Source organism: Zobellia laminariae (assembly GCF_030553095.1).
GTDB classification, from domain to species: domain Bacteria; phylum Bacteroidota; class Bacteroidia; order Flavobacteriales; family Flavobacteriaceae; genus Zobellia; species Zobellia laminariae.
This window is the reverse complement of record NZ_CP130738.1, coordinates 1,327,196-1,339,360: the sequence shown is the minus strand read 5'-3', so window position 1 is coordinate 1,339,360 and position 12,165 is coordinate 1,327,196. Positions and strand designations below refer to the sequence as shown.

Below are 12,165 nucleotides of genomic sequence, written 5' to 3'. Positions count from 1 at the left end.
GTATTTGTTATCTTTATCCTGATTTTTTATTCGATGACCAAAAACTATTCGGTACTGTTGTTCGCTGTAATGCTGTTTCCCTTTTCGGGGATGATGGCCCAGACCGATATTCCTCAAAAGAAAGAGTTGAAAATAGAAACGGCTAATAAGATTGATGATAATGCCGAGCCTAATCAAGGTACTTCTTTAAACATTCCATCCGTAGTAGAAGATCAACCTCAGGTAGATTTTGATATTGCCAAGCGTAATCCTGTAAAAATGATTGACGACCGCGAACTTGTTCAGGCGGGTGCTGGTATGAAAATTGACCCAAAAGTAGGACCAAGACAACCTGAAGAAGGTTCCAAACAACACTTTGCCGATATGTACTTGGGCGACGTTAAAAACAACGGGAAGTTCGTTGGTATTATGTGTCGTGACCACGAAAATGTAGATGGCGACCGTGTAAAAATTTATGTAAACGGAGATGTGGTTGATACTAATATCCTTCTAACAAGTTCTTTTAAAGGGGTAAATGTTGATTTGAAAAAAGGATTCAACCGTATTGATTTTGAAGCTCTTAATGTTGGTGCTTATGCGCCTAATACCGCTCAGGTAAATGTCTATGATGACAAGGGCGAAGTTATTTATGCCACGAAATGGCTACTTTCGGAAGGTTCAAAAGCAACCTTAATTATTACAAAAGAAGATGACTAAGCTTCTTCTTTATGCTTACCTGAAATTTTAATAAACCCTTCTCCAACAATCTATCTATTTAGACAACTTAGCTATAAAGCAAAGTACCCGTTTTTACCGTAACTTTGCCATCTTCAAAACTTCATCCATGGCCGAGAAAAAAGTTAGTATGCTTACCGCGTTTAAGACCATTATATGGCCAAGACGAAACCTTGTATTTATTGGACTTCTCCTTATAGTAATTAGTAAAGCAGCAAGTTTTGTGGCTCCTTTATCCCTTAAATATTTGATGGATGACATTATACCAAATAAGGATATAGATTTTTTAAAATTACTTGTAGGTGCAGTAGCACTCGCTATATTGGTGCAATCTGTCACCTCGTTTTTATTGACAAAAATACTTAGTGTTCAGGCACAATTTCTTATTTCTGAACTTAGAGCTCAAGTACAGAAAAAAGTACTATCGTTACCTATTAGCTTCTTTGATAATGCCAAGTCTGGAGCTTTGGTGTCTCGTATAATGAGTGATGTTGAAGGGGTACGTAACCTCATCGGCACAGGTCTGGTACAGCTAGTGGGAGGTACTATTACGGCTGTAGTATCGCTTATATTGCTTTTGCGTATTAGTTGGACAATGACGATTTTTACATTAGTGCCTCTGGCCGTTTTTGCATTGATTGCGCTCAAGGCATTTAAAATTATACGACCTATTTTTAGAAACCGTGGTAAAATAAATGCTGAGGTTACGGGTAGGCTTACCGAGACTTTAGGAGGTGTACGCGTAATTAAAGGCTTTAATGCCGAAGAGCAGGAAAATAAGATTTTTGAAAAAGGAGTTGATCGCCTGTTTCAAAATGTGAAAAAGAGTTTGACCGCTACTGCTTTTATGACCAGTTCATCTACTTTTCTTCTAGGGATTGCCACAACGGGAATCATGGGTATTGGTGGATACAAAATAATGATGGATGAGCTTACGATAGGTGAATTCTTAACCTTTACCTTTTTATTAGGTTTGATGGTCGCACCTATTGTTCAGATGAGCAATATAGGTAGTCAATTGACCGAAGCTTTGGCTGGATTAGATCGTACAGAGGAGCTTATGAACATGATACCGGAGTCTGATGAAGAAAACCGGACCATAGTTCTAGACGATATTAAAGGTGATATTGTTTTTGATGATGTTTCCTTTGCTTATGAGGAAGATAAAGAAGTATTGCATAATATCAGCTTTGAGGTGAAATCAGGTAACGTGGTTGCGCTGGTGGGGAGTTCCGGTTCTGGGAAATCTACCATAGCTGGTTTAGCAGCGACTTTCTTAAATCCACAATCAGGTAAGATTACCATAGATGGTAAGGATGTAGCAAAAGTTAATTTGAATAGTTTCAGACAGCACCTAGGGGTTGTTTTACAAGACGATTTTCTTTTTGAGGGCACTATACGTGAGAATATTTTGTTTCCACGGCCTAATGCTTCGGAAGAGCAATTGCAACAAGCAGTACTAGCTGCTTATGTAAATGAGTTTACAGATAGATTTGAAGAAGGATTGGATACTTTAATAGGAGAGCGGGGCGTTAAACTTTCTGGCGGTCAACGCCAACGTATTGCTATTGCAAGAGCTGTTTTGGCTGATCCTAAAATCCTAATACTAGATGAGGCTACATCTAATTTGGATACAGAAAGCGAAGCTTTGATTCAAAAGAGTTTGGCAGCCTTAACAGAAGGTCGTACTACATTTGTAATAGCACACCGATTGAGCACTATCAGAAAAGCCAATCAGATTTTGGTCATTGAAAACGGTAAAATTGCTGAAGAAGGTACCCACGATGAGCTAATTGCTAAAGAAGGTAGGTACTTTAATCTATTTACCTATCAGGCAAGAATCTAGCTCTCAGGGGCTAATTCTACTTCTAGTCCGTCTAAATCTGGAGTCATATGAATTTGACAGCCCAAACGGCTGTTGTCCTTAACATCAAAGGCTTCGGCCAACATAGCATCTTCGTCATCAGACTTCTCTGGAAGACTGTGGTCTGAAATAACATAGCATTGGCAAGAAGCACACATGGCCATACCGCCACAAATACCAATAGTACCCTCTGGAGCTAATTCGTACGAACGAACTACTTCCATAAGATTCATGTTCATATCAGTCGGAGCATCTACCTCATGGGCAACACCATCTCGGTCGGTAATTTTTATTTTAATGTCGGTCATTAGGATACTTAATTATAATTTGGCCTTTAGTCACAATTAATCAATGGACTTTACAACTGCCTTTGGTGCTTCTTTCTTGCTACCGTCAAAACCGGTTACACCACCTACGGTCGTATATTTCATTACATATTTCTTATCAGGATAAATACGCTGATAAGCACTTTGGCACATTAACGTTGCTTCATGAAAACCACAAAGAATCAACTTTAATTTTCCATATAGGTATTTACATCACCAATAGCATAAATTATGGCACATTGGTTTGATAATCGAACGTGTCTACTTTAATAGCATTTTTCTCAATATCAAGACCCCAATCTGCAATGGGTCCTAATTTGGGAGAAAGCCCAAAAAGCGGCACAAAATTATCAACTTCTAGGATAACATCCTCATCAGGATTTGTTGTTTTTCTTATGATAACAGATTCAAGGGTGTCTTTACCTTGAAGGCCAATAATTTCACCTTATAGGGTAATTAGATTAATTTTTCCTTCATTCTTAAGGTGTTGTACTTTCTCTACGGAGTCTAGTGCACCTCTAAATTCACTTCTACGGTGAACCAAAGTAACCTGTGAAGCTACATCTGCTAAAAATATACTCCAATCCAAAGCAGAATCGCCACCACCAGCTATAACCACTCTTTTATCACGGTATACCTCAGGGTCTTTTATGATATAGGCAACGCCATTGTCTTCGTATTTCTGTAGATTCTCAAGTAACGGTTTACGAGGTTCAAAACTACCTAACCCACCGGCAATGGCCACAATAGGGGCATGGTGCTTGGTTCCTTTGTTAGTCGTTACAATAAATGTGCCGTCTTCTAATTTTTCTATGGTCTGCGCTCTTTCGCCTAAGGTAAATCCAGGTTCAAAAGGTTTTATTTGTTCCATTAGATTATTCACCAAATCGCCAGCCAATACTTCGGGGAAACCCGGTATATCGTAAATCGGTTTTTTAGGATAAATTTCGGAACATTGCCCACCAGATTGTGGTAGCGCGTCTATTAGATGACATTTGAGCTGTAGAAGGCCTGCCTCAAAAACGGCAAAAAGCCCTGTTGGGCCAGCTCCAATAATCAATATATCTGTTTTGATCATCGGGTTTACATTAAAATTCGGACAAAATTAGGATTAAAAAATTGATGAGAACATGATGAAAATCAGTGTATTAAACACCAATATTAATCACCTCTTCAATTTGTGGAGCGTATTTTTTTATAGTCATTTCAACTCCACTTTTTAGAGTCATTTGATTAACGCTACATCCAACACATGCTCCTTCTAACTTCACCTTTACGGACTTCTCGTTATCTATGGAAATCAAAGAAATATCTCCTCCATCACTCTGTAAAAACGGGCGAATTTCTTCTAGCGCTTTTTCTACATTCTGTTTTAATTCTTCAGATGTCATATTATTTTTTTTAACGACAGAACAACCCGCCATAGTGGTTATCTTAATTGCTTCGGTAGGGGGAAGGTTTTTATTTCTACCCACAACTTCTTGCACTACATTTTTTGTAATTTCTTCAAATGCTAATTCTACAGGAGTAGCCGTTTGCATAGCAGCAGGTCTTCCAATATCACCAGCTTCTCGTATACTTTGTACTAAAGGAACCTCACCTAAGAAAGGTACTTTTAAATCTTCGGAAAGATTTTTTGCGCCTTCTTTACCAAAAATATAATACTTATTGTCTGGAAGCTCATCAGGAGTAAAATAAGCCATATTTTCCACGATTCCCAATACAGGGACATTTATAGATTCTTGTTGGAACATGGCAACACCTTTTCTAGCATCTGCCAAAGCAACATTCTGTGGAGTACTCACCACTACGGCGCCCGTAATTGGCATAGCTTGCATGATACTTAAATGTATATCCCCAGTTCCAGGAGGAAGGTCAAGCAACATAAAATCTAATTCTCCCCAGTGTGCATCAAAAATCATCTGGTTAAGTGCTTTTGCAGCCATAGGCCCACGCCAGATAACCGCTTGATCCGGTTGGGTAAAGAACCCGATGGACAATAGCTTTACACCATAGTTTTCTACCGGTTTCATTTTAGATTTTCCATCAACGTTAACGGCCAATGGCTTTTCCATGGGAACATCAAACATAATAGGAATAGAAGGTCCGTAGATATCTGCATCTAAAATTCCTACTTTAAAGCCCATTTTGGCTAGGGTTACAGCTAAATTTGCAGTAACCGTAGATTTCCCTACACCACCTTTACCTGAAGCAACGGCAATAATGTTTTGAATACCCGGTAGGGGTTTTCCTTTTATTTCGTTGGTTTTTGGCTTAGTTGGAGCATCAACTTTAATGTTGATTTTTATTTTGGCCTTTTCATATACCTCTCTGTGGATGATTTTCAGAATTTCGACCTCGGTCTTTTTTCTGGCCTGTAGGCTTGGGTTGCTGATGGTAATATCTACCTCAACCTCATCACCAAAAATCTGTATGTTCTTAACGGCACCACTTTCTACCATATTCTGTCCTTCGCCAAGGTACAGTAATATTCTCTAGTGCTCTTAAAACTTCTTTTTTATCAATCTTCATTATATAAAATCATTCTAAAGAACAAAGATACGCCATAGCGTCGAGAGGGTAAAGAGATGACATTGAAAAATGGTATGTCTTAATAGGTATTGTTGATGAATATGAGAAAAATAGTATCCGAAAGAAGTGTTTTGTAGACGAAAATTATATTTTTTGGAATAAAAAGGACTATCCTAGTTCTTTAAAAGGATCCCAAAAGTGCTTTTCTAAATCGATAATCTGATTTTCTTTTACCGTAATCCCTTCATTTTCCAATAATTGCTGCATGAGATTAGTACCATCAAAATGATGTTTTCCGGTAAGTAGTCCAATTTTGTTAACTACTCTGTGAGCAGGTACATCTGGCATACTTCCTGCTCCGTTCATTGCCCAGCCTACCATACGAGCGCTTCGGGCGGCACCTAGATATTTGGCTATGGCACCATAAGAGGTTACTCTGCCTTCAGGTATGAGCCTTACCACTTCGTATACTTTTTGAAAGAAATTTTTGTTCTCAGGATTCATTAGCGATAGGCTATTCTAAAAACGGTTATAGTTAGTAAAACTAGCATTAGTCCGCTAAGAATATAGTTACTATTCTTAGAAAACCGATTGGATTTATTCTCTAATTTATTAAAATATACCGTGTACATATAAAGCACGGTAAAAGTTCCTGAGCCGGCAGCGAATATAAAGACAAGAATATCCCAGACCTCAAACTTGATCCAACCAGAGGCGTTCCACATAATATTAAGCCCGCTATAATAGGGTATGGTCAAAAGGTTTAATGCCGCCAGAAGTATTCCTTTAAAGAAACTATTCTTCTTACTTACCTTGACAATTTTTGTTTTCTTCTTTTTATTTCGCCCTGCAGCTACAAAAAAATATACCATGAAAAAAGCAAAAACGACAACTGCAATTTTGAGCAGCACATCAACTACTTCAGGGTTTTTATGAAGAAATTTTGAGATGTATACAGCAATTGTAGCCTGAAGAATAACCATAACAGCCACTCCTAAGCTAAAAATAATACCGTTTAACTTGCCTTTTTCTACACTAACCTTTGCGGCGTTCATGTTTAGAAGCCCCGGAGGTACCGTTGCCATGAAAGCAGCCGAAAACGTAGCAAAAAAAAGAATCAAAAGATGCTGCATGGACTAGTGTACCTTGAATTGGATATAGGTAATGGGCTTACCTCTTTCAAGATACTGTTTTTCATAGAAAGTCTGGAGTTCTAATACCTCTTTTGGGCTGCCTTCGTTTTTGTAGACATCGTGGTTGGCGTAATTTATTTCCAGACCCAGCCCCTGTAAAAGCCCTAAAGTATAGCCGTGCATGAACTCGCTATCTGTTTTTAGGTGCATAAGTCCATCAGGACGTAATATTTCTTTGTATTTGGCCAAGAAATTTTCGTTGGTCATCCGGTGTTTGGTGCGCTTGTATTTTATTTGTGGATCAGGAAAGGTAATCCATATTTCAGATACCTCGCCTTTATAAAAAAGTTCGTCTACCAGTTCTATCTGGGTTCTTAGAAAGGCTACATTTTTAAGGTTGTCTTCTAAAGCGGTTTTTGCACCTCTCCATAGACGGGCTCCCTTAATATCGATACCAATAAAATTTTTGTTGGGATCTTGCTTGGCTAAACCAACGGTATATTCTCCTTTTCCACACCCTAACTCAAGTACAATAGGGTTGTCGTTGCCAAAGAAGTCTTTCCACTTACCTTTCTGCTCAAACCCCTGTTTTACGTCTTCCCGATTTGGTTGGATGACATTTGAAAAAGTTTCGTTTTCTTTAAACCGTTTAAGTTTGTTTTTGCTTCCCAATGGTATAAAATTAAATTTTTCAGTTAGTTTTTAATCGATTTTTTGCTCTCTGATTTTTCCAAAGTAAATGAAAATTCCGAACCTACGCCTATTTCACTTTCAACATATATCTTTTCGCCATGGGCTTCAACAATATGTTTTACAATAGCAAGGCCTAGACCAGAACCACCTTCGCTACGGCTACCACTTTTATCTACTCTATAAAAACGTTCAAACAAGCGGGGTATATGCTGTTTGGGAATACCTTCGCCATTATCAGTTACCCTCACAATAACCTTGTTCTTAATCAGGTTTTCTACGCTTACCTCTGTAGTACCGTTAGATTGTCCATATTTTATGGAATTCACGAGAAAGTTGGTCAATACCTGTTCTATCTTTTCCTTATCGGCATATACCATAACAGGTTTATCGTACTCCATATCAAAAGTGAGTATGATTCTCTTTTTTGCCGATTTCATTTCTAGAAGATCAAATACATTTTGAATAAGCTCAATAATGTCAAAAGACTCTCTTTTTAGGTTGAGGTCTCCAACTTCTAGTTTGGTGATCATATCAAGGTCCTTAACAATATAGATAAGGCGGTCTACCCCTTTGCTAGCCCTTTGTAGGTACTTACGGCGTACGTTTTTATCCTCTAGAGCTCCGTCTAATAACGTCTCTATATAGCCTTGTACGGTAAAAAGCGGTGTTTTAAGTTCGTGAGATACATTACCTAGAAAGTCTTTTCGGTACTCTTCCCTAATCTTTAGGGTATCTATCTCTACGCGTTTATCTTTTGCAAATTTCTCTATTTCTTCGGTAAGGGTTTTCATGTCCGTAGTAATCGGACCCGTGGTAATGGACGATGTTTCTAACATGGCAACATCATCGTAAATTTTCTTGATACGACGGTAAATGAATCTTTCTATACGTATTTGCATTACTATAAATGCAATAGGGAAAAGCAACAGAGCGGATATAAGAATCATCGTCCATTCTAATTTTCCAAAGAGATATAGGAACAATGCCAAAAGCGAAATAAACACTGCGGTAACCATTAAGGAAGACCTTAACGCAAAGCGATATGACTTTCTAAGTTGAGCAGCAGCCATAAGAAACTTGTTTTATTTTCGCCAAAGAGCAGTTATACATCATTGTTGGGGCAATTACATACCAAAATTACTATAAAAATGATGTATAACTGAATTATTGTGGAGACTTAATTAAAGAACGAACTTATAACCTACCCCTTTTACGGTTTTAAAATGGTCTTCGCCAATTTTTTCTCGTAGTTTTCTAATGTGAACATCAATGGTACGACCACCAACAACTACCTCATTACCCCAAACTCTATCAAGAATAACTTCTCTCTTGAAAACTTTACTTGGTTTTGAAGTTAGTAGAGATAAAAGTTCAAACTCCTTTCTAGGTAGAACAATTTCTTCACCATTGTTTACAATTTTGTACTCTTCTCTATTGATAATGATATTACCAACTTGTACAATATCTTCTTGTTGGGCATTGTCTTCTTTTAACCTTCTTAATAATGCCTTTACCTTACTGACCAAAACTTTTGGTCTAATAGGTTTTGTAATATAATCATCTGCACCCGCATCAAAACCGGCTACTTGGGAATAATCTTCGCCACGAGCGGTAAGAAAGGTAATGATAGAATTTTCAAGACCGGCTGTACTACGAATAGTTTCGCAGGCTTCAATGCCATCCATTTCAGGCATCATTACATCCAAGATAATTAAATGTGGTTGCTTTTTCTTAGCCATGGCAACGCCTTCTACTCCGTTTTTGGCAGTAAAGACTTGGTAGCCCTCATTAGTAAGATTGTATCCTACTATTTCTAGTATATCTGGCTCATCGTCAACAAGTAATATCTTAATGTCTTTCTTTTTCATAGGTCTTTAAAGATGGTTAATTCTGTCAAAAGTAAATATAATACCGACATACCAACGTCTCTTAACGTTGATTTAATATAGTAACATTAAGCTAACCTTATTGCAATAAAGGTTTAACATACACGTAACTCGACTTTTACTTCACGTGGCGTTATTTGCGGCGTTATAAAACTAGATAATGAGACTAATATATTCTATTGCACTATTACTTTTTTCTTTTCAACTCAGCGCCCAAGATACGGGAAGCATAGTAGGTACACTTACTGATAAAGAACTTAATGATGATCCCCTCCCATTTGCCAACGTAGTTATTAAAGGTACAACAATTGGTACTACTTCTGACTTTGATGGACTTTATGAAATTTCAGGACTTGAGCCTGGTACCTATATAGTATCCTATAGTTATTTAGGATATGAGACAGTAGATATTGCAGATGTAATAATTGAAGCAGGGAAAGTGACAACAGTTAATGTGCCTATGAGCGCCTCGGAAGGTGTTTCGTTGGATGAGGTTGTTGTAATGACTACAGCACGTAAAGATTCTGAAACAGCACTTTTGCTTGATCAGAAAAAAGCGACTGAGATAAAAGAAAGTATTGGAGCTGTAGAGCTAGCTAAGATTGGGGTGTCCGATGCTGCAACAGCTACTACCAAAATTTCTGGTGTTACCAGTAGTGAGGCTTCTGGAGATGTATTTGTGAGAGGGTTGGGAGATAGATATCTTTCTACTACCTTAAATGGTCTGCCAATTCCTTCTGATGATATAGATAAGAAGAACATTAACCTTGGGCTTTTTCCAACGCGTGTTCTACAAAATGTAAGTATTAGCAAGACTTTTGCTGTTGATGGTTCTGCGGATGAAGCTTCCGGAGCGGTTAATATTACCTCTAGAGAACTTTCTGGTTCAAGTGAACTCTCAGTTGGTGTTTCAGGAGGGGTTAACTCAAATGTAACCAAAAAGGGAGTCTACGATAACTTTAAAGTTTCACCCAATTCAAAAAATACGGATTTCGGTTTTTATGATCAAAACCTGAATACGCAGCAATTGATAACCAACCAAGGTTGGAATACACTTCAACAGGATAACCCAATGGATTATTCTATGTCTATAGCAGCTGGTAAAAAGTTTGCCGATAAACTTTCGGTTTTTCTTAGTGCATCTCATTCACGTTCTTTTGAACATAGAGAAGGTTTGTTTAGACAATATCGTTCAAATTTTATTGATGATACCATTACAGATGCAACCACATTTCGCAAGAAAATTGTAAACACAGGTCTTTTGGATATTACCTACTTGGCCAATGAAAAGAACAAAATTAAGTCAAGCACATTCTTCGTAAATAAATTAGATGAATATGTTTTTGAAGGAGGCCGTAATGGTGAGGCTACTATTTTTGAAGAGACTGCAGCATCTGAAGGTTTGTTTCAATTCATAAGAGACCAGAACACTAAACAAACAAGATTGTTAGTTACCCAATTAATAGGTAGACACCAACTTGGAGAAAAGAATACATTGCATTGGGCAGGTGGTTATAACTTTTTAAAGGCAGATGAACCAAACCGTATTCGTAACGAGGTAAACTTTGATCCAGACGGTAATTTTGTGCAACTGGGTAGAAACGGTGGTTTTCAACAGCGTAAATCTAGCCAGAATATTGAGGATATAGAGTATAGTGGTTATATCAAAGATGAGCTAAAAATTATAGATGAGGAGACTAGAACCTTTAAGATGAATTTTGGGGTTTCTTATAGAAATAAAGAAAGAGACTTTAGTTCAGAGTTTGTTGGTGTGGAAGAGCAAAGTACCAACGCTATAAACCCACCTTCTATTGATAACTTAGGTAGTATTTTCCGTCAATCTAATTTTGATGCAGGTCTTCTAGAGATTAACCTTTTGGGGTCTAATGCCAATGGAGAGCGAAAAGATTTATACTTAGGTACTTTGGATTCTAAGGCTGCATTTTTTGCCTTTAACGTTGGACTTGATAAATGGAATTTTGATGCTGGTATCCGATACCAAAGTGATGAGATAAAAGTAACTTACGATATTGGTAACCTTTCACCAAGAACAGGCGAGAGCAATCAAGACTACAGTAATTTCTATCCTAGTTTAAATATTAAGTACACGGTAAACGAACTTCACGCATTACGTTTGGCTGTTAGTAGAACCATAACATTACCGGAATTTAAAGAAATTGCTCCCTTTAGTTATGTATCTCCAACAGGGCAGATTAGCCGTGGTAATCCAGATTTAATAGCTTCTAAAGATATTAACCTTGATCTTAAATGGGAATATTTCCCTTCTGCTGGTCAATTGGTTTCTGTTGCCGCTTTCTACAAAGATATTTCAGATCCAATAAACCGAGTAAGAGAAACAGGTTCTGCAGGTATTTTCTCTTATTTCAACTCTGGAGAAAAAGCTGAAATTTTTGGTCTTGAGGCAGAAACCAAATTAGACTTGGTAAAACCAATACTTAATGATGATGATGGCTCGGAATCTGGATATGACCTTAATATGGTTCTTAACGTTACACGTATGTGGCACCAACAAGATCTTAAGGAAATATATAACGAAAACGGTACACTGGTAAGAAGTTTTCAATACAAGGGAATTACAGAGTCTGACCTTCAAGGTGCATCGGATTGGATTTTTAATACAAGCTTAAATTTTGAAGCTGCTACGGAAAACCCTTTTGCAGCATCACTTTCTGCGAACTATGCTTCAGATAAAATTTACTCTTTAGGAGTGCCTACAGACCAGACAAACAGAGATATTTTTTATGACGATGCAGTTGTAGAAAAAGGATTTGTTGTCCTAAATGCACTTATCAGTAAAGAAATAGGTGAACACATAAAAATAAGCCTAACAGGTTCAAATCTTTTGAACCCAGAAATAAAGCAAACACAGTTAGTTCGTAACCCGATAACTGAAATTGAAACAGAACAGACTGTGCTTTCATACACAACAGGTATGGACATTAGTTTAGGTCTGAGCTACAAATTTTAATCATTTATCTAATCAACAATAAATAATC

At 37.5% G+C, this 12,165-nt stretch carries 9 protein-coding genes and 3 pseudogenes; 3 read left to right on the top strand and 9 right to left on the bottom strand.

The annotated features are described in order from the left end of the window. The first annotated feature begins 33 nt into the window (after positions 1-33). Positions 34-696 (top strand): hypothetical protein, encoded by a 663-nt coding sequence (locus Q5W13_RS06390; RefSeq protein ID WP_304445755.1) that lies wholly within the window; start codon positions 34-36, stop codon positions 694-696. 127 nt (positions 697-823) lie between these two features. Next, the gene (locus Q5W13_RS06385) at positions 824-2,560 is read left to right on the top strand and encodes an ABC transporter ATP-binding protein (protein ID WP_304445754.1); all 1,737 of its coding nucleotides are present in this window, start codon (positions 824-826) and stop codon (positions 2,558-2,560) included. Here the strand turns inward: Q5W13_RS06385 and Q5W13_RS06380 are convergent. From Q5W13_RS06380 to Q5W13_RS06340, 9 genes and pseudogenes are all read right to left on the bottom strand, one after another. Further along, positions 2,557-2,886 (bottom strand): 2Fe-2S iron-sulfur cluster-binding protein, encoded by a 330-nt coding sequence (locus Q5W13_RS06380; protein ID WP_304445753.1) that lies wholly within the window; start codon positions 2,884-2,886, stop codon positions 2,557-2,559. The two genes, Q5W13_RS06385 and Q5W13_RS06380, sit on opposite strands and share 4 nt — an antisense overlap. A 36-nt stretch (positions 2,887-2,922) precedes the next feature. Beyond that, positions 2,923-3,982, bottom strand: a pseudogene (locus tag Q5W13_RS06375) (NAD(P)/FAD-dependent oxidoreductase). A 70-nt stretch (positions 3,983-4,052) separates the two neighbouring features. Further along, positions 4,053-4,208, bottom strand: a pseudogene (locus Q5W13_RS24680) (NifU family protein); the annotation flags it as partial. A 93-nt stretch (positions 4,209-4,301) separates the two neighbouring features. Further along, positions 4,302-5,436, bottom strand: a pseudogene (locus Q5W13_RS06365) (Mrp/NBP35 family ATP-binding protein); the annotation flags it as partial. A gap of 168 nt (positions 5,437-5,604) precedes the next feature. After that, positions 5,605-5,940 carry an MGMT family protein gene (locus Q5W13_RS06360; protein ID WP_304445752.1) on the bottom strand — a complete coding sequence of 112 codons (336 nt, stop codon included), beginning with the start codon at positions 5,938-5,940 and terminating at the stop codon, positions 5,605-5,607. Further along, positions 5,940-6,569 carry a LysE family transporter gene (locus tag Q5W13_RS06355; protein WP_304445751.1) on the bottom strand — a complete coding sequence of 210 codons (630 nt, stop codon included), beginning with the start codon at positions 6,567-6,569 and terminating at the stop codon, positions 5,940-5,942. The genes Q5W13_RS06360 and Q5W13_RS06355 overlap by 1 nt, the downstream gene beginning before the upstream one ends. 3 nt (positions 6,570-6,572) lie before the next feature. Further along, positions 6,573-7,241, bottom strand: a complete 669-nt coding sequence (gene trmB / locus Q5W13_RS06350; protein ID WP_304445750.1) for a tRNA (guanosine(46)-N7)-methyltransferase TrmB — start codon at positions 7,239-7,241, stop codon at positions 6,573-6,575. Between the two features lie 23 nt (positions 7,242-7,264). Next, on the bottom strand, positions 7,265-8,209 hold the full coding sequence (locus tag Q5W13_RS06345) for a sensor histidine kinase (RefSeq protein ID WP_438364187.1): 945 nt from the start codon (positions 8,207-8,209) through the stop codon (positions 7,265-7,267). A 234-nt stretch (positions 8,210-8,443) separates the two neighbouring features. Next, a complete protein-coding gene (locus Q5W13_RS06340; protein WP_304445749.1) occupies positions 8,444-9,130 on the bottom strand; it encodes a response regulator transcription factor in 687 nt (228 codons plus the stop codon). A 178-nt stretch (positions 9,131-9,308) separates the two neighbouring features. Between Q5W13_RS06340 and Q5W13_RS06335 the strand changes: the two genes are divergently transcribed. After that, complete coding sequence (locus tag Q5W13_RS06335) at positions 9,309-12,137, top strand: TonB-dependent receptor (RefSeq protein WP_304445748.1); 2,829 nt, start codon at positions 9,309-9,311, stop codon at positions 12,135-12,137. The last annotated feature ends 28 nt before the right edge of the window (positions 12,138-12,165 follow it).